This window comes from Bacillus sp. CIS52 (genome assembly GCF_053545315.1).
Genome location: NZ_JBIUFR010000003.1, coordinates 105,426 through 122,693, shown reverse-complemented (window position 1 = coordinate 122,693; position 17,268 = coordinate 105,426). Strand labels below are relative to the sequence as shown.

Sequence of the window (17,268 nt, the reverse complement as noted above, 5' to 3'; positions counted from 1 at the left end):
AGAATGAGATGAGGAGTGAGAGGGGTCTTGCGTATAAGAAATAAACCCAAAAGAAAGGCTTCTTTTGGGCAGAATAAAAACGTGTTTATCTCAGCTCAGCTAAACTCATTCTCTGCTACCCTATTCTAAACTCAACTGTTTCATCAACTGACTTCTAAGCTTTATACACACTCTTGTGTATTTCTAAGCTTTTTTTATCGTATTACATGTCAGTATTTTTTGTCAATGATAAATCCGGTCTTAACACAACGGCTTTTTCTAAATAGACATGCTTGATTTCATCTTGAGGCGTATCCGTCTGAACCGTCATCAGGACACGGATGCACTTTTTCAGAGCGCCTGCGACATCCATTTCCTGCATGCATGTTACCGGGACGTACTGCCACCCGGAAAGGCGGCGGACCGCTTTTGCCGGAAATACGGAATGGATGTCAGGCGTGGCGGATAACAGGATCTGCACGACGTCTTCCGGCTTGCATCCATTTTGTTCAATGATTTTTTCAAGCAGCTGCTGTGTTTTTTCTAAAATTTCTTGTTCGGTGTCTTGTTCCACCGTTGTTGCTCCGCGAATGCCGCGTATCATCATGCTGTTTCCTCCATTCGCCATTTGTTCAGCAAATTTTCAAGCTCATCTTTTGAAAGCATACAGTCCTGCGCTTCGCCTAATTCCTTCAATACGATGAACTGAGTCATGCCTCCGCGCGTTTTTTTGTCATTCATCATCCGGGCGGAGAGAACCGATGTTGCAATATCTTGTCTGATGCTTCCCGGGTAGCCGAGCCCAATCAGCCATTGTGTGAGTTCTTTTCTGTTCATCTTGCATCCCGCAACCTGTTCACTCACGTAAAGGGCAAACTGCATGCCGAGGGCGACCGCATCTCCATGTGTAATCCGGCCGTAGCCATATTCCGCCTCAACGGCGTGGCCGAGCGTATGTCCGAAATTCAGAAAAGCTCTTATCCCCTCTTCCTTTTCGTCCTCACGCACAACGGCCGATTTGATTGAGATTCCTTTATAAATCATTTCATTCAGCTCAGCGCTTGTCAGTTCGTTTAACGTATCAAGCGTGAGAAGCTTTTCTAAAAAAGCGTGATCGGCGATAAACGCATGTTTTATCACCTCAGCCATACCCGATCTCAGCTCTTGTTCCGGCAGGGTTTTCAGAAGCTCCGTATCATAAATCACCGCTTTCGGCTGATAGAACGCTCCGATTAAATTCTTTCCGAGTTTATGATTGACGGCCACCTTGCCGCCGACCGCGCTGTCATGGGCAAGCAGTGTCGTCGGCATTTGGATGAAATCAATTCCGCGCATAAAAGTCGCTGCGCAAAAGCCGGCCAAATCACCCGTCACACCGCCTCCGAAGGCGATCATACATGAAGAGCGGTCCATATGGAAGGCGATCGCTTCCGATTGAATCCGTTCATACTCTTTCAGAGACTTCGCTTCTTCTCCGCTCGGGACGATCACTTTTTTTACGGGCCATGTTTCGTTTAGAAGCCGGAACATCTCATCACCGTAAAGCCGGTCGACTTCAGCGTCGATGACGAGCAGGATTTTTGTCAGCGGCCTGTTCAGTGAAGTCAAAAGTGCAGCGGCCTGTTTCCTGATGCCTTCACCGATATACACGGGATATGCGGAGGAAGCCGTCCGAACCTCAAGCTCCTTCATTAGAATTCCCTCGATAGTTTCTTCATGTTCTCAACATTTTCTTTAATGCGGTCGATCTGGTCAAGGCCGAATTGTTCTACGACGGCATTTGCGATTTCCCAGGCCACTGCCGCTTCAGCCACGACGCTTGCCGCAGGAACCGCGCAGCTGTCTGAACGTTCAATGCTCGCTGAAAACGGCTCTTTCGTTTCAATATCAACGCTTTTCAGCGGCTTATATAAAGTCGGGATCGGTTTCATAACACCGCGGACGACAATCGGCATTCCTGTCGTCATACCGCCTTCTAATCCTCCGAGCCTATTTGTGGCGCGTGTATAGCCTTTCTCTTCATCCCACACGATTTCATCATGAACATCACTGCCGTTTTTGCCGGCCGCTTCAAAACCGATGCCGAACTCGACCCCTTTAAAAGCATTGATCGACAGAACGGCAGCGGCGAGCTTGCTGTCCAGTTTACGGTCATAATGGACATAGCTTCCGACACCGACCGGCATGCCTTCGACAATCACTTCAACGATTCCGCCGATTGAGTCGCCGTTTGCCTTCGCTTCATCAATGGCTGCCATCATTTGCCGGCCTGCTTCTTCATCGTAGCATCTGACCGGTGATTCTTCCGTTACCCGCTTGAGATCCTCAATGGATGTGTAATCGGTTTTCTCTGCTTTTACGCTGCCGATTTGCAAAACATGTCCGGCCACTGTAATGCCAAGCTCCGCTAAAATCTTTTTAGCGACGGCTCCGGCAGCCACGCGAACCGTTGTCTCACGCGCGGAAGATCGTTCTAACACATTTCTCATATCGCGGTGATTGTACTTAATGGCGCCGTTTAAATCCGCGTGCCCCGGTCTCGGTCTTGAAATCTGGCGTTTCATTTCACTTTCTTCTTCTTCTGTAATCGGTGCGGCGCCCATAATTTTTGTCCAGTGGGTCCAGTCTTTATTTTCTACAACGAGCGCAATGGGTGAACCGAGTGTCCGGGCATGCCGCACGCCGCTCGTAATCTTCGCTCTGTCCGTTTCAATCTGCATGCGCCGTCCGCGCCCGTGCCCTTTTTGGCGTCTGGCAAGCTCAAAATTAATGTCTTCCTCAGTTATATAAAGCCCCGCAGGCACACCTTCTATAATGGTCGTCAGCTGCGGACCGTGTGATTCTCCGGCTGTTAAGTATCTCATTTCGTTCTTCTCCCTTCATCACATTAACGCTTTTAAGTAAAACTATAACACAAGTTTTCATAAAATGTCTTCTATCTTTTTTGATAAAAAAATGTATCGGTGCTTTCAAGGCCGAATTTTTCCGGGCTGAAAATTTGTTCTGTGCTTCCGACAAACAGAATTCCGTTCTTTTTCAGGCTGTCCGCCATTTTCACATACAGCTCTTCTTTCGCTTTTTCAGTAAAATAAATAAAAACATTGCGGCAGACGATCAGATCAAAATCCTGTTCATAGCTGTCGGCAAGCAGGTTATGCCGCTTAAACCGGATGTTTTTCTGAATCTCTTGTTTTACTTGATAGCTGTTGTCAGCCTGCTTGGTGAAATAGCGGCTTTTTATGGAAGCCGGCACCTCTTGCAGAGACCGCTCCTGATAGATGCCCCGCTTGGCTTTGCCGAGCGCCTTTTCATCAATATCTGTCGCCAATATATCAAATCCGGCCAAACCCGCCTGCTGATTGAGAATCATGGCCAAGGTATAGGGTTCCTCCCCCGTTGAACAGGCCGCACTCCATATTTTTAACGGTTTGTTATGCTTTATTAACGGAAGAATTGAGGTTTCAAGAACTTCCCATCGTTTATAATTTCGGTAAAATTCAGAAACATTGATTGTCATCCTGTCCAATGTTTCATTTAATAAAAGCTTGTCTTTCTCCAAAGCGGCGGCAAATTCCTGAAAATCTTTGAATCCCTTTTTTTCATAAAGGGACGTCAGCCGTCTTTTCATTTGTGCTTCTTTGTATAAAGATAAATCAACACCGGTTATTTTCTTCCACTTGGTGATAAAAATGTCGTAAGGCTCCATTGCTTCTCTCCCAATCTCGCTGTCTTTTGTCCTAGTATAGCCTGTTTTCTTTCTAATTTGTACGATTTCAATAAAAAAATCAGCCCGCAGGCTGATTTGTGAGAAATGAAAAGACAGGGCAGAGAAGCCTCTGTCTTTCTTAAAATATGTAAACCTTTTCATAACAAGAGAAAAAGAAAGGCTGACGGCTTAGTACACCCAGTCGGCCATTAATTTTTGATACGGTACAAGCTCTTCCTGTTTAAAGAAAATGTCAATTTCCCGTTCAGCGCTTTCTAAGGAGTCTGAACCGTGAATGATATTTTTGCCGACAAACATGCCGTAGTCACCGCGAATCGTGCCTGGCAGTGCGTCTTTCGGGTTTGTTTTTCCGATCAGCTGTCTTGTGATCTCTACTACATTTTCCCCTTCCCATACCATTGCAAATACGGGTCCTGATGTAATAAATTCCACAAGCTCACCGAAAAACGGTTTCCCTTTATGTTCAGCATAATGGTTTTCAGCCATCTGTTCTGAAACTTGCATCAGCTTGGCTCCTGCCAATTGTAAGCCCTTACGCTCAAATCTCGATAAAATCTCTCCGATCAGCTGGCGCTGTACGCCGTCCGGTTTTACCATGATAAAAGTTTTTTCCATAAGATTCTCCACCCCATCATTATGTATAGGCTTTCAAGTTGCACACCGAAATCGTAACATCTTTCTGACAATTAATCAATCCAGGGCGGAGAATGTTCACATCTTGTTCGTAAAAGGATTTAAAATTTCCGTTTGCCGATATATTTGGCAATGGCGGCCAATGATGAACGCGCACGTCCCCTCGGCAGCGTATTCAGCTTTTCAAACGCTTTTTTTAAGTATCTGTCACTGACGGCCATTGATTTTTCAATCGCATCTGTGCGTTTAATATTTTCAATAATGGGGGCGAGCTGCTCCTGTGTTGTTTCGCTGTTAATTAATTTCAGCTGATTTTTCAATTCAGGCTGACGCAGCGCGTACAAAACGGGCAGAGTGACGTTTCCTTGCAGCAGATCTCCTCCGACCGGTTTTCCCAGCTCCTCTTCCGTTGAAGTGAAATCAAGGATATCATCAATAATCTGGTAGGACATGCCCACGTAATAGCCGAACCAATATAATGCTTTATGAATCTTTTCATCAGCTCCCGAAGCGATGGCGCCGAGCTGGCAGCTGACGGCGATAAGAAGCGCCGTTTTCCGTTTGATGCGGCGTAAATAGGTTCTGAGGTTTTGTTCCATATTATATTTATCTTTGATCTGTTCAATTTCTCCGAGGCATACTTCTACGATGGTTTTGGACAGGATCCGGTGGGCTTTCGGCTCATCCAGTCTCGTCATCATCTCAAGCGAGCCCGCAAGCATATAATCACCGGTATACATGGCGATGCGGTTGTCCCATTTGGCTTTAATGGTCGGCTTTCCTCTCCGCAGCTCGGCGTCATCAATGACGTCGTCATGGACGAGGGAGGCCATATGAATCATTTCCAGCGTCACCGCAACATATTTTATTTTATTAATGTCATAGTCGCCGAACATGCCGGAAAGCAATACGAAAACAGGACGGATCCGCTTGCCTCCTGCCTGAAGCAGATGGAGCCCGGCTTCACTCAGCAAGGGATAGTCAGACCGTACCGTCTGCTCAAGCTCCCTTTCGATCACATCAATATCATCATTTAAAAAAGAATAGGCCATTTTAAATTTCATATCATTCACCCAAACATCTGTATATTCATCATTTCCAGCCGATATGCGTAGCGGCCACTCCGCCGGTAAACGAATGGTATTTGACATTCGTCAGGCCCGCTTCTTCAAACAGACGCGCAAGCTCTTTCATACCGGGAAATTCTCTTGCTGATTCTTGAAGCCAAGAATATTCTTTATAGCTCTTCGCAAACATTTTTCCGAAGAAAGGCATGATGTATTTAAAATAAAGAAAATATGCCTGTCTGAAACCGATCATTTCCGGCTGGGATGTTTCCAGGCATACGACCTGTCCGCCCGGTTTGACGACGCGCCGCATTTCTTTCAGCACGGTCAGATAGTCGGGAACGTTCCGGAGTCCGAAGCCGATGGTGACAAAATCAAAAGAATCATCAGCGAAAGGAAGCTCCATTGCGTTTCCGTGCAAAAGCTCAATTTGACTGTAACCGCCCTCTTTTACTTTTTTCTCGCCGATGCTCAGCATATTTTTGCTGAAATCCAGCCCTTTGATTTCGCCGCTTTTTCCGGCAGCTTCTGCGAGGGCAATCGTCCAGTCAGCCGTCCCGCAGCAGACGTCAAGCGCTTTTGCGCCTTCTTGCACATTCATGATCTGCATCGTTTTGTCGCGCCATTTTTTATGCTGCTGAAAACTGATGACAGAGTTCATTTGGTCATAATTTTTATAGATTTTTTCAAACACGCCGTGTACGCGCTGTTCTTTTGACTCCTGCATGTTGATTACCCTTCTTCCACTTTCTGATGATATGTTTTGTCTTGGCTGATCGCTTTAAGCCGGTTCAGCATTAGATTTTGGATTGGTGAGTTTAGCGGCAGCAGCGTTTCAATGCTTTGCTTCGCCTTTCGGAAGCTTTCTTCCAGTATTTCAGCCTTTGATTTCCCTGACTTTACAATATTGCCGATGACATCGAGAAATATAGCATTGCCGTTCATCAGCCGCTTATACACAAAAAAATCACTCGCCAGCTCTTTCCAGCGCGGAAGATTAAAGTGGTCTGACACTCTGTGAAACAGGGCCGCTTCCACAATCGCCATGCTTTCGATCAATTGGTTCAAGTCATTGACAGACCGATCGTACAGACGGATTTTATGCTCATTGATTTCTTTAATTGCCGTAGCGAGCGTCCGGATCATATAGATATCCTTCATTTCAGATAAAAGCGAATAATACAATCCGCTGAAATAGTCGCCGGCAAGTACGGTGAGCTGCCGGTTTTTATTTTCGTCTCGCTTTAACGCTCTGGCTGTTGTCACTTCATCGTGGGTATCAAGGGCGCTTTGGACAAGCATCGCAGTTACTATGTAATTTTCTCTGTCGTTGTTCTTAATGTCCGCCTCTTCAAACAAAGCGTGAAAAAGAAGAAGCTTATCCTCATCGATTTTCGGCGCAGAAATATGTTTCGCTAAATAAGGATGAGACAGCTTTTGTTTTAATTTCGTATTTAAATTCGCTAAAGTTCCGTAGATGTCTTGCAAAAATATCACCCTTGTCCCCAAATTCACATTTATTCTAATATGTATGAGATTTACTCGTCATTATTATACGCAGGTATCATTATAGCATAAAAAAAAGAAATTGGCTGTATTCTCCCGCCGTTTGCGGGCATTTGGCAAAAGCGGGAAACAGCCGGCTTATTTTTTTTCGCTGTTCATTTCTCCGTAAGCGGTCTGGATGAGGGCATTGCCCCTCACTTTGATGGCTGAAGTATGCTCTGTAAACTGAGCGATAATCACTTCACCTTTGTCCAGCTTTTCAGAATGGTGGAATTTCGTATCCGTTCCTCTCGTTAAACCGATGACGTTCACACCGTCCTCGACCGCTTTAATGACGACAAAATCACTTGAATGCTTTGAATTCATATCTGCACCCTCTATCATAATTAATCCGCACGTTTAATATGTTCTAACACTTCGGAACGCGCCGCAGCGTCATCTTTAAAAATACCTCTTACAGCGGAAGTTACCGTTTTTGCCCCCGGCTTTCTTACGCCTCTCATCGTCATGCACATATGCTCAGCTTCAACGACAACCATGACGCCGTGGGGATCTAAGGTGTCTACGATGCTTTCTGCAATCGTTGAAGTAATGCGCTCCTGCAGCTGCGGGCGTTTTGAAACGGCTTCCACTGCACGCGCCAATTTACTCAGGCCTGTCACTTTACCGCCGCGCGGAATGTAGGCAATATGCGCTTTTCCGTAAAAAGGAACAAGATGATGTTCACACATAGAATGAAACGCGATATCTTTTACAAGAACAAGCTCCTCGTGGTCCTCGCCGAAAACGGTTTTGAAATGCTCTTTCGGGTCTTCATTTAACCCCGAGAATACTTCCGCGTACATTTTCGCCACGCGTTTCGGTGTATCTAAAAGACCTTCCCGGTCCGGGTCTTCTCCAATCGCCTCTAAAATCTGGCGAACTGCCTGTTCAATCTGTTCTTTATTAACTTCTTTCATTGTCTGTGTCCTCCACCATTGAATACATTTAATTTCGATTCTAGCACATTTGACGCGCCAAAAGCAAAACGAAAGTCCTGCCCGGAGACCGAGGCTGCTTAAATATGAAAAGCCCCTTTATCAAGGGGCTTTTCTGTGAAGAAACAAAGTGTATGTATCAGATGCATACACGATCTATATTCACAATTATTTTCCTGCAACAGCGTCTTTAAGAGCTTTACCTGGTTTGAAAGCAGGTACCTTGCTTGCAGGGATTTCGATTTCTTCACCTGTTTGCGGGTTACGTCCTTTACGTGCAGAACGCTCGCGCACCTCAAAGTTACCGAAACCGATCAGTTGGATTTTATCACCATTTTTAAGTGCATCTAAAATCGTATCAAAAACAGAATCAACTGCTTTTGTAGCGTCTTTTTTAGACAATTCGCTTGCTTCTGCAACCGCATTGATTAGTTCTGTCTTGTTCATGCCTTTCACCTCCTCCCAAAAGGGTATCAATTCAGCAGTTTATTATCATTTCTTCACAGTTCAGCCTGATTCTAAACCTGTCTTATAAAAAATCAAAGCAGGGAAGAACAGACAAGTAAACGGCTTTTCAAAAGAAAACAGACACTTTGAGGAATGTTTGTCCAACAAAGTGAAGATTTTCTGTAAGTAGAGTAACACATATAAAAAGCCATATCAAGCATTTTAAAGCCCCAATCCCTTGCTCGTCAAGGTTTTCGCGTGTTTCACCGAACAAATATTCCTTTTTTTGCTTTTTTCCTCCTAATCCTTGATTGATTTCCAGTATCTAAAAGACAAAAAAAGACCCCCCGTTTCAGGAAGAGGTCCTTCAGCTTACAAAATAATGGCGATCAGGCCGCCTGAGCCTTCGTTTATAATTCTCTCAAGCGTTTCTTTCAGTTTATATCTCGCATTTTCCGGCATAAGCGACAGTTTCGCCGAGATTCCTTCTCTCACGATCGAGCTCAATGATCTTCCGAAAATATCGGAGTTCCAGATCGAAAGCGGATCATCCTCAAAGTCCTGCATTAAGTAGCGGACAAGCTCTTCGCTTTGCTTTTCCGTCCCGATGATCGGCGCGAATTCACTTTCCACATCCACTTTGATCATATGAATGGACGGGGCGACCGCTTTCAGCCTTACTCCGAATCTTGATCCCTGTCTGATGATTTCCGGTTCATCAAGGCTCATATCCGTTAAGGCCGGGGCTGCAATGCCGTAGCCGGTCTGTTTCACCATTTTCAGCGCGTCTGAAACCTGATCATATTCCTTTTTCGCGTGGGCGAAGTCCTGCATTAATTCAAGCAGGTGGTCTTTCCCGCGGATTTCGACGCCCACTACTTCTTTTAAAATCTGGTCGTATAAATGATCCGGCGCGTATAAATCAATTTCTGCGACACCCTGGCCAAGTTCAATTCCGGCCAATCCGGCGCTTTCGATAAACTCAAATTCACTGAAGTGGCCGACAACCCGGTCGACGTCGCGTAGTCGTTTGATATCTTTTACGGTTTCTTTCACTGATTCCTGGTAACTCTCTCTGAGCCAGTGATTTTCTTTCAGCACCATGACCCAGCTCGGAAGGTTGACATTCACTTCCAGCACTGGGAACTCGTAAAGCGCTTCTCTGAGAACGCTTAACACATCTGTTTCCCTCATGCTTTCAACACTCATGGCGAGAACGGGGATATCATATTTCGCGCTTAATTCAGCTCTGAGCGCTTCTGTTTCCGGGTGGTACGGCTTCACCGAGTTGATGACCATAATAAACGGTTTGCCGACTTCCTTCAGCTCGTCAATGACTCTTTCTTCCGCTTCTACGTAATCGCCCCGCGCAATATCACCGATTGAGCCGTCCGTCGTAATGACGACCCCGATTGTGGAATGTTCCTGGATGACTTTTCTCGTACCGATCTCCGCCGCTTCATGAAAGGGAATCGGTTCTTCGTACCATGGTGTATTAATCATTCTCGGGCCGTTTTCATCTTCATATCCCTTCGCACCGGGAACCGTGTATCCCACACAATCCACAAGACGGATATTGACGTCAAGCCCTTCCGCCACATGTACGGACATGGCTTGATTCGGAACAAATTTTGGTTCTGTGGTCATTATCGTTTTTCCTGCTGCGCTTTGCGGAAGCTCATCCTGCGCCCGCGCTCGGTCGGCTTCATTGCTGATATTCGGGAGCACCACAAGCTCCATAAATTTTTTAATAAATGTAGATTTCCCTGTACGGACAGCGCCGACGACTCCTAAGTATATATCGCCTCCTGTTCGTTCAGCGATATCCTTGAAAATATCGACCTTTTCCAAGTGATCCCCTCCCGGACTTCCTATCCTTATCATTTTTCATTCACCATTCTTCAATCAAATACAGGACACTATATGTGTATGACGTTGTCCTATTTCAATATGACATCTTTAGAAAATTTTCAGGCAATCTTTTCTATCGGAATCAAAAAAACCTTTCTCCCTATTTGTATGCGCGGGAGAAAGGTTCATTCCTGTTTCGTTTTACTTTCTAAAAAAACGGGTTCCTGTTTTTCATTTACGGTGTATGTGACTGAAAAGGCCGGGACGAAAGGCGTCTCTTTCCATAAAATATCCTGAATTTCCGCGCCCGGTCTGATTTTCTTTTTGTTTTCTTTCAGGCAGCGGGCGAGATCGAGGCGATAGTCGGCATAGATTTCTCCGTCAGCGCCGATTAAAAGCGGCAGAGACGTGCCTGAAACCGGACTTTTGACTGAAGGAGTGTCTTTCATGCCGAGCTTCTTTTTATTTAAAGTGAACAGCCCTTTTGAAACGGCATCCTCATAGGGCGGATATGTATGTTTTTCCTGATACATTTTAACACGCATCTTCATATCGCGGATTGCCTCCGCCATTTGGAGATCGATCAGCTTCACGGTAGGCTTATTTTCCACATCGACAAGCACGTATTGGTACATTCCTCCGCTTTCAAAAGCTGATGCCGGCGGCTCCTCTATATATCTGGGCGCGAGCCGCTTAAAATCTATCGGATATTTTTGATAGATCGGTGTTTTCATATCTTTGGTCTGAATCGGCAGAAGTCCGCCGTTCGCCTTTTTAAACTCATCCACTGCCGCTTGAACCTGCTGAAGCTGATGCTTGTAAGATACTTTATTTTCAGTTTTTTCGGCTTCAGGATACAGACAGCCGGACAGCAGAAGCACCGCAAATGCCGTTATGACGGCCATTTTCATCTTATGCATTCCGCGCCCCCTTTTTTGCTTATTCATTGACAGGCCCGCTGAAAACGACCATTAACACGATCAATCCCGAGATGACCATACAGGCATAAGCGAGCGAAGAAACTGCTGCTTTGATCAGCTTGTTTTTCACTTTGTACCTGCTGACATAAATAGAGGCCACCGCAACAAACATTAATCCCATAGCACCAAGCGCAAACCACATTTTCATCAATGCCACACTCACGTCCGTGCCCCCCGTCCCATCATTGTAAGCGTTATATTTCATTTTAATATACAAATGTTGAAAAGATCAACAGGTTTTCCATCTATTGAAAAAACAAAAAAACTGAAGCAAAGAGGGGGACTTTGCTTCAGTCAAGTTGACTATATTCACCTATACGTCTGAGATACACTCTCTTGGACTTCGATGCTATAGTATGCGTAGATGCGTACGTCTGCATCCTCTTCTGCCTAAATCAGCAAATGTTTTAAGCGATTTCAGCCGGAGAGTTCCGCGTTTTGGACTTTCGTCATTTCAGAATATGCAGACGGCATGTTATTGTCACTTCACCCTGTTTTCGAATGTGTTGACCAAGTCTTCCATCTCATGGGTTTTCACTCTGGCCATTAAAGATTCTACAGCCGTTTCTACCTTCTGCCCGTTAAATAACACTTGGTGCAACGCCTCTGTAATCGGCATTTTCACTTGGTATTTTTGAGAAAGCTGATACGCCGCTTTCGTCGTCCGCACGCCTTCAACAACCATTCCCATCTTGTCAAGGACAGCCTCCAGCTTGTACCCTTTGCCGAGCAGGTTGCCGGCGCGCCAATTGCGGGAATGGACGCTCGTACACGTCACGATTAAGTCGCCTACGCCGGTCAGGCCGGAAAAGGTGAGAGGGTTTCCGCCCATCTTTGTGCCGAGTCTGGCGATTTCAGCAAGACCGCGGGTGATCAGGGCCGCTTTTGCGTTATCTCCGTATCCCAATCCGTCTGTAATTCCCGCTGCCAGAGCGATGATGTTCTTTAACGCTCCCCCTATTTCAACACCGATCATATCCGGATTGGTATAGACACGGAAATGCTGGTTCATAAATAGATCCTGAACCGCTTCTGCAGCCTCGATATTTTTTGAAGATGATGTAACAGTCGTCGGGTGTCTCAATCCGACTTCCTCAGCGTGGCTCGGCCCTGAAAGCACAACGATGTCTTTTCTGTACTCCTCAGGCAGCTCCTCTTCCATTAATTCAGAAATGCGGAGAAGCGAATCCGGCTCAATTCCTTTGCTGACATGAACAAAGATCGACTGTTTCGGGATGTAAGGCAGAGCCTTTTTCAGCACTTCCCGAATGGCTTTTGTCGGAACCGCCACAATGATGAAGTCAGCTCCTTTTAAAGCCTCGCTTAAATCAGCTGTGCCGATGATAGAGCTTGACAGCTCCACCCCCGGCAGATAATCTTTGTTTTCATGCAGCCCGTTGATTTGATCGATCAATTCGGCACGGTGCCCCCACATCATGACCTGATGTCCGTTATCAGCCAGCACTAAAGAAAGTGCAGTGCCCCAGCTTCCCGCTCCAAGCATTGCCACTTTTTTCATCTCTGTATCACACCTTTTTATTTTCTTGCTCTTGCAAATATTTTAATTGGCGTACCTTCAAATCCGAAAGCATCACGGATTCGGTTTTCTAAAAAGCGTTCATAAGAAAAATGCATCAGTTCCGGATCGTTGACAAAAACAACGAAGCTCGGCGGCTTAACAGCGACTTGAGTCGCATAATAAATTTTCAGACGGGACCCATTGTGCGTCGGAGTCGGATTCATGGCGACCGCATCCATGATGACGTCATTTAAGACATTTGTCTGCACGCGGAGAGAGTGGTTTTCACTCGCTTTAATAATCGCAGGCATGAGTGTATGAATCCGCTTTGTCGTCAGTGCCGACATGAACAGTACCGGCGCATAATCGAGAAATTGGAAATGCTCACGTATATTCTGTTCAAATTCTTTCATCGTGCGTTCGTCTTTATCAACGGCATCCCATTTGTTTACGACGATGACGACGGCTTTTCCTGCTTCATGGGCATATCCGGCGATCCGCTTGTCCTGCTCAAGGATGCCTTCTTCAGCGTTCAGTACCACGCCGACGACGTCTGAGCGGTCAATGGCTTTTAATGCCCGAAGCACGCTGTATTTTTCTGTTGTTTCATATACTTTTCCCTTTTTTCTCATGCCCGCCGTGTCAACAATCACAAATTCCTGCTGGTTATAAGTGAATGCCGTATCCACAGCGTCTCTCGTCGTTCCCGCCACGTTGCTCACGATAACCCGCTCTTCGCCGAGCATCGCATTGACAAGAGAGGATTTTCCGACATTCGGACGGCCGATCAGACAGAATTGAACGACATCATCATTATACTTCGTTTCGGGAATGTTTTTAAAATGCTCGGCACAAGCATCAAGCAAATCTCCCAATCCCAAACCGTGAGTACCGGAAATCGGATAAGGCTCTCCAAAACCGAGCGCGTAAAAGTCATAGATGTTCGCTCTCATTTCGGTATTATCTAATTTATTAACGGCTAATACGACCGGTTTTTTCGTCCGGTACAATATTTTTGCCACTTCTTCATCCGCAGACGTCACACCTTCGCGGCCGTTCACCATAAAGATGATCACATCAGCCTCGTCCATGGCGATTTCGGCCTGCTGGCGGATCTGTGTCAGAAACGGTTCGTCTCCGATGTCAATTCCGCCCGTGTCAATCAGGTTAAAATCATAATTCAGCCATTCCGCCGAACTGTATATCCGGTCCCGCGTCACTCCGGGGGTATCTTCTACTATTGAAATTCTTTCACCCGCAATCCGGTTAAAGATTGTGGATTTTCCCACATTCGGTCTTCCGACAATGGCTACGACAGGTTTACCCATAGTACCCTTCCTTTCAATCCAGCCGCTTACATTTTCACAAAAATTGTTCAACCGGTTATTAAAATCATCTTCGCTATGAAAAGAACCCTTCAAACAGAAGGGCTTAACTCATTTATTATATCAGTTTTCACCGAGATCACAATGTATTCTTCGAAATGTTTCGCATTCATGCAACAGTCTCCGTCCGTTTTCAAGACATTTTGGTGGCCCCTTTGCCCTGCTTTTTGCTTTTTTGGCTGATGCGTGCCGCAAGCTGTTCATAGGTAGTCAGCCCGATAAGCAGAATCACTCCCGCCGAGCAGCCTGAAAGCCATTGATAGCCGCCGACGGCTGCCGCGCCTGCAATTTTGTGAATGACCGCCGAATACAATAACTCTCCCTGGCACATGCCGAGAACAAAAAGACAAAGCCTCTCAGGAAATCGCCCCTCAACAGAAACCGTAATAACGGTAAGCAGTATGACAGCCGCCCACTCAGGTTTTATGATAAACCAAACGGGATCATATAATGCAAAAAGAAAGATAAAGCCGTACGCTGCAGCAGCCGTCAGATGAATCAGGACATTACGGAGCCGCTTATGCATGCCGAGGCTCCCCGCGTAAACAAATGCCGCAGCAAAAAACATGACATATGCCGCGTTCAGTGTAAAATAAGCGGTCATCTGATGTATGCTTGCCATCATATTAGTCAAAATAAAGACTGATACGTAAAAACGGCTTTTCGTTTTGGCAAAAATAAAAGTCGCAAGTATCCATAAAAACCACATCGACCAGTAATAATAAAACGGTTCCATAAATCGCTCCTCCTTTGATCAGTATGGAGCGGGAACGTATTTTTTAAACCAATTATCCTGAAAGGAGCGGATGATGATGGGAAAAGACAGACAGGAGAAAAAACTGAAAGCCTCCCGCCGAGTGGAATCGGACCGCGACGATTCGATTCACCATAAAGGAGCGACAAGCCTCGAGCAAAACGGGGAATTCCGAAAAAGAAAATCGTAAAGCAAAAAAGGCATGCGGGTCGCATGCCTTTTAACGTCGGCTGAAACGGGATGTGTCAATTCCCCGTTCAGAAAGCCAGTGATGTGTGTCACCTTTTATAACCAAAGGCGCCTTTTGCAATTGGGCGACTGTTTGACACCCAAGGACGGTCATAATCATTTTCAGCTCTTGTAAAAGCGCCGTCATCTCGTCAAAAAGACCCTCTTCTCCTTTTGAGGTGAGAGCTTTCAGGAATGTGCCCGCCATTCCCGCGCAGCATGCGCCGAGAGCAATCGATTTGGCGACATCCAGCGCACTTTGCAGCCCTCCTGAGGCGATAACGGATTGATCAGCGGAAAGCGAACGGATTTCAGCTAAACTTGCGGCTGTAGAAATTCCCCACGTGTTAAAAAATTGAAGCGCCTTCTCTCTGCGCAGATTTTCAATTTTAGAGAAATTTGTCCCGCCGTATCCGCCGGCATCAACGGCCGCCGCCCCGGCATCAAATAACCGCCGTGCCGATTCCCTGCTCATGCCGAAGCCGACTTCTTTGACAAAAACGGGCACTCCCGCTCCATCGGAAATCCGCTCAATGCGGCTGAGGGCGCCCGTAAAGCTTCTGTCTCCCTCAGGCATGACGATCTCCTGAATCACATTCAAATGAATCTGGAGGGCGTCTGCTTCAATCATATCAACTGCCCTTTTCGCCTGCTCGGCGTCCGCCTCGCTGCCTAAATTCGCAAATATTAAACCGTCAGGATTCTCTTTTCTGACGATTTCGTAGGAATACCGTTCAGCGGGATCTTTCAGTGCCGACATTTGCGAACCGACAGCCAGCGGCATGCCGGCTTTGCGCGCGGCTCTTGCCAGTGACCTGTTAATTTCGTATGTAAGCTGTCCGCCGCCGCCTGTCATCGCATTGATAAAAATCGGCGAACTGCTTGTGAGTCCGCCGATTTTCGTTGAGATATCCACTTTTTCCAATGCAAGGTCTGGCAGGCTGACATGAACAAACGTAATATCATCAAACCCCGTTTCCCGGCTCTGGCCGGTAGACAGCGCATGATTTATATGTTCTCTTTTGCGTTCTGCTCGTGTCACGTTTTATCACCAATTTATTTTAATTTATTAAGCTTGTCTCCGATTAAATCGCCAAGCTGGAAGCCTGTGCTCGGCTCTTCTTTCGCCTGGTATTGACGGAAGTCCTCCTGATCGGCTTTCGGCGCTTCTTCAAGCTCACGCATGCTTAAGGAGATGCGTTCTTCGCTTTCGTTAACGTCCAGGACTTTCACTTTAACAGTCTGTCCTTCTTCAAGCACTTCATGCGGCGTTCCGATATGTTTATTGGAAATTTGCGAAATGTGCACAAGTCCTTCCACGCCGGGAAGAATTTCCACAAAGGCGCCGAAGCTTACAAGGCGCTGCACTTTTCCTTCAAGAACATCTCCCTGCTTCACCTTTTCGCCGATCTGGCTCCAAGGTCCCGGCAGCGTTTCTTTAATAGATAAAGAAATGCGCTCGTTATCGCGGTCTACGGACAATACTTTCACTTTTACGTCCTGTCCTTCTTCCACGACGTCAGACGGTTTTTCGACGTGTGAATGAGACAGCTGCGAAATATGAACAAGTCCGTCGATTCCGCCGATGTCGACAAACGCGCCGAAATCAGTCAGGCGCTGCACTTTTCCTTCAAGCACGCTTCCAACTTCAAGCGTTTGGAGAAAATCATGCTTTTTGGCTGTCTGTTCTTTTTCCACTACAGCCCGGTGTGACAGAATCACCCGGTTTTTATCACGGTCAAGTTCAACGACGATAAGAGAGAGAGTTTTCCCTTTATAGTCAGTGAAATCCTCGACGAAATGAGCTTCGACAAGTGATGCGGGAATAAAGCCGCGAACGCCGATATCAACGACGAGACCGCCTTTCACCACATCTTTCACTTCAGCTTCAAACACTTCTTTTGTTTCGAATTTTTTTTCAAGGTCTTCCCAAGCGCGGTCAGCATCAACGGCACGTTTAGATAAAATCAAAGCATCGTCTTCCACTTTTGTTACTTTCAGGTCAAGCTCGTCGTCAACTTTTACGACATCCGATGCTTTCTCTACATGAAGACTTGATAATTCACTGATTGGAATGATCCCGGATTGTTTGACATTGATAATTTCGACATCTACATGCTTGTCCTCTACCTTTGTCACAATCCCTTTTACTACATCTCCAACCTCTGGCACTTGAACATCAATTTGATTCATTTCCTCTGTCATTTGAATAACC

At 46.1% G+C, this 17,268-nt stretch carries 20 protein-coding genes; 1 reads left to right on the top strand and 19 read right to left on the bottom strand.

The genetic code is table 11. From position 1 onward, the window contains the following. Positions 1-202: 202 nt before the first annotated feature. The 17 genes from aroH to ACH32G_RS13325 all read right to left on the bottom strand — a co-directional run bounded on the left by aroH (position 203) and on the right by ACH32G_RS13325 (position 14,807). Positions 203-586, bottom strand: coding sequence for a chorismate mutase (gene aroH / locus ACH32G_RS13405; RefSeq protein ID WP_045510999.1), 384 nt, complete (start codon positions 584-586; stop codon positions 203-205). After that, a complete protein-coding gene (gene aroB / locus ACH32G_RS13400) occupies positions 583-1,671 on the bottom strand; it encodes a 3-dehydroquinate synthase (RefSeq protein ID WP_327815378.1) in 1,089 nt (362 codons plus the stop codon). Before aroB ends, aroH begins: the two co-directional genes overlap by 4 nt. Continuing rightward, positions 1,671-2,843: a chorismate synthase gene (gene aroC / locus ACH32G_RS13395; protein WP_327815376.1), complete on the bottom strand. Its 1,173-nt coding sequence runs from the start codon at positions 2,841-2,843 to the stop codon at positions 1,671-1,673. The genes aroB and aroC overlap by 1 nt, the downstream gene beginning before the upstream one ends. 71 nt (positions 2,844-2,914) lie before the next feature. Continuing rightward, the gene (locus tag ACH32G_RS13390; protein WP_047475719.1) at positions 2,915-3,685 is read right to left on the bottom strand and encodes a CheR family methyltransferase; all 771 of its coding nucleotides are present in this window, start codon (positions 3,683-3,685) and stop codon (positions 2,915-2,917) included. 189 nt (positions 3,686-3,874) lie between these two features. Further along, positions 3,875-4,321 carry a nucleoside-diphosphate kinase gene (gene ndk / locus ACH32G_RS13385; RefSeq protein ID WP_003153455.1) on the bottom strand — a complete coding sequence of 149 codons (447 nt, stop codon included), beginning with the start codon at positions 4,319-4,321 and terminating at the stop codon, positions 3,875-3,877. 119 nt (positions 4,322-4,440) lie between these two features. After that, positions 4,441-5,403, bottom strand: coding sequence for a heptaprenyl diphosphate synthase component II (hepT, locus tag ACH32G_RS13380; protein WP_016939103.1), 963 nt, complete (start codon positions 5,401-5,403; stop codon positions 4,441-4,443). A gap of 28 nt (positions 5,404-5,431) precedes the next feature. Next, positions 5,432-6,133 carry a demethylmenaquinone methyltransferase gene (menG, locus tag ACH32G_RS13375; protein WP_045925472.1) on the bottom strand — a complete coding sequence of 234 codons (702 nt, stop codon included), beginning with the start codon at positions 6,131-6,133 and terminating at the stop codon, positions 5,432-5,434. 5 nt (positions 6,134-6,138) lie between these two features. After that, positions 6,139-6,894 carry a heptaprenyl diphosphate synthase component 1 gene (gene hepS / locus ACH32G_RS13370; protein WP_016939105.1) on the bottom strand — a complete coding sequence of 252 codons (756 nt, stop codon included), beginning with the start codon at positions 6,892-6,894 and terminating at the stop codon, positions 6,139-6,141. 156 nt (positions 6,895-7,050) lie between these two features. Further along, positions 7,051-7,278: a trp RNA-binding attenuation protein MtrB gene (gene mtrB / locus ACH32G_RS13365; RefSeq protein WP_003153449.1), complete on the bottom strand. Its 228-nt coding sequence runs from the start codon at positions 7,276-7,278 to the stop codon at positions 7,051-7,053. Between the two features lie 20 nt (positions 7,279-7,298). Beyond that, on the bottom strand, positions 7,299-7,871 hold the full coding sequence (folE, locus tag ACH32G_RS13360) for a GTP cyclohydrolase I FolE (RefSeq protein WP_016939106.1): 573 nt from the start codon (positions 7,869-7,871) through the stop codon (positions 7,299-7,301). A gap of 186 nt (positions 7,872-8,057) precedes the next feature. Continuing rightward, positions 8,058-8,336 carry a non-specific DNA-binding protein Hbs gene (hbs, locus tag ACH32G_RS13355; protein WP_003153447.1) on the bottom strand — a complete coding sequence of 93 codons (279 nt, stop codon included), beginning with the start codon at positions 8,334-8,336 and terminating at the stop codon, positions 8,058-8,060. A 372-nt stretch (positions 8,337-8,708) separates the two neighbouring features. Further along, entirely contained in the window at positions 8,709-10,187 is a 1,479-nt protein-coding gene (gene spoIVA / locus ACH32G_RS13350) for a stage IV sporulation protein A (RefSeq protein ID WP_003153438.1), read from the bottom strand. A 185-nt stretch (positions 10,188-10,372) separates the two neighbouring features. Next, a complete protein-coding gene (locus ACH32G_RS13345) occupies positions 10,373-11,107 on the bottom strand; it encodes a hypothetical protein (protein ID WP_448814435.1) in 735 nt (244 codons plus the stop codon). Positions 11,108-11,126: 19 nt separating this feature from the next. Then, positions 11,127-11,330 carry a DUF2768 domain-containing protein gene (locus ACH32G_RS13340; RefSeq protein WP_003153435.1) on the bottom strand — a complete coding sequence of 68 codons (204 nt, stop codon included), beginning with the start codon at positions 11,328-11,330 and terminating at the stop codon, positions 11,127-11,129. Between the two features lie 318 nt (positions 11,331-11,648). Then, complete coding sequence (locus ACH32G_RS13335) at positions 11,649-12,686, bottom strand: NAD(P)H-dependent glycerol-3-phosphate dehydrogenase (RefSeq protein ID WP_049628700.1); 1,038 nt, start codon at positions 12,684-12,686, stop codon at positions 11,649-11,651. 17 nt (positions 12,687-12,703) lie between these two features. Further along, complete coding sequence (gene der, locus ACH32G_RS13330) at positions 12,704-14,014, bottom strand: ribosome biogenesis GTPase Der (RefSeq protein ID WP_016939109.1); 1,311 nt, start codon at positions 14,012-14,014, stop codon at positions 12,704-12,706. Between the two features lie 190 nt (positions 14,015-14,204). Continuing rightward, the gene (locus ACH32G_RS13325) at positions 14,205-14,807 is read right to left on the bottom strand and encodes a YphA family membrane protein (RefSeq protein ID WP_045925474.1); all 603 of its coding nucleotides are present in this window, start codon (positions 14,805-14,807) and stop codon (positions 14,205-14,207) included. Between the two features lie 76 nt (positions 14,808-14,883). Here ACH32G_RS13325 and ACH32G_RS13320 point away from each other — a divergent pair, with 76 nt between their 5' ends. Further along, entirely contained in the window at positions 14,884-15,015 is a 132-nt protein-coding gene (locus tag ACH32G_RS13320) for a YpzI family protein (protein ID WP_003153429.1), read from the top strand. A 30-nt stretch (positions 15,016-15,045) separates the two neighbouring features. Here ACH32G_RS13320 and fni read toward each other — a convergent pair whose 3' ends face one another. Then, complete coding sequence (fni, locus tag ACH32G_RS13315; RefSeq protein WP_095241733.1) at positions 15,046-16,095, bottom strand: type 2 isopentenyl-diphosphate Delta-isomerase; 1,050 nt, start codon at positions 16,093-16,095, stop codon at positions 15,046-15,048. A gap of 14 nt (positions 16,096-16,109) precedes the next feature. Then, positions 16,110-17,258: a 30S ribosomal protein S1 gene (gene rpsA, locus ACH32G_RS13310; protein ID WP_045925476.1), complete on the bottom strand. Its 1,149-nt coding sequence runs from the start codon at positions 17,256-17,258 to the stop codon at positions 16,110-16,112. Positions 17,259-17,268 lie beyond the last annotated feature (10 nt).

What these genes read in the sequence shown, in the direction of transcription:
- ACH32G_RS13335 (WP_049628700.1), bottom strand. Translation starts at nt 12,686, where the DNA reads ATGAAAAAAGTGGCAATGCTTGGAGCGGGAAGCTGGGGCACTGCACTT.
- aroH (WP_045510999.1), bottom strand. Translation starts at nt 586, where the DNA reads ATGATGATACGCGGCATTCGCGGAGCAACAACGGTGGAACAAGACACC.
- aroC (WP_327815376.1), bottom strand. Translation starts at nt 2,843, where the DNA reads ATGAGATACTTAACAGCCGGAGAATCACACGGTCCGCAGCTGACGACC.
- hbs (WP_003153447.1), bottom strand. Translation starts at nt 8,336, where the DNA reads ATGAACAAGACAGAACTAATCAATGCGGTTGCAGAAGCAAGCGAATTG.
- ACH32G_RS13345 (WP_448814435.1), bottom strand. Translation starts at nt 11,107, where the DNA reads ATGCATAAGATGAAAATGGCCGTCATAACGGCATTTGCGGTGCTTCTG.
- menG (WP_045925472.1), bottom strand. Translation starts at nt 6,133, where the DNA reads ATGCAGGAGTCAAAAGAACAGCGCGTACACGGCGTGTTTGAAAAAATC.
- ACH32G_RS13390 (WP_047475719.1), bottom strand. Translation starts at nt 3,685, where the DNA reads ATGGAGCCTTACGACATTTTTATCACCAAGTGGAAGAAAATAACCGGT.
- ndk (WP_003153455.1), bottom strand. Translation starts at nt 4,321, where the DNA reads ATGGAAAAAACTTTTATCATGGTAAAACCGGACGGCGTACAGCGCCAG.
- mtrB (WP_003153449.1), bottom strand. Translation starts at nt 7,278, where the DNA reads ATGAATTCAAAGCATTCAAGTGATTTTGTCGTCATTAAAGCGGTCGAG.
- ACH32G_RS13320 (WP_003153429.1), top strand. Translation starts at nt 14,884, where the DNA reads ATGGGAAAAGACAGACAGGAGAAAAAACTGAAAGCCTCCCGCCGAGTG.
- ACH32G_RS13325 (WP_045925474.1), bottom strand. Translation starts at nt 14,807, where the DNA reads ATGGAACCGTTTTATTATTACTGGTCGATGTGGTTTTTATGGATACTT.
- folE (WP_016939106.1), bottom strand. Translation starts at nt 7,871, where the DNA reads ATGAAAGAAGTTAATAAAGAACAGATTGAACAGGCAGTTCGCCAGATT.
- hepT (WP_016939103.1), bottom strand. Translation starts at nt 5,403, where the DNA reads ATGAAATTTAAAATGGCCTATTCTTTTTTAAATGATGATATTGATGTG.
- rpsA (WP_045925476.1), bottom strand. Translation starts at nt 17,258, where the DNA reads ATGACAGAGGAAATGAATCAAATTGATGTTCAAGTGCCAGAGGTTGGA.
- der (WP_016939109.1), bottom strand. Translation starts at nt 14,014, where the DNA reads ATGGGTAAACCTGTCGTAGCCATTGTCGGAAGACCGAATGTGGGAAAA.
- aroB (WP_327815378.1), bottom strand. Translation starts at nt 1,671, where the DNA reads ATGAAGGAGCTTGAGGTTCGGACGGCTTCCTCCGCATATCCCGTGTAT.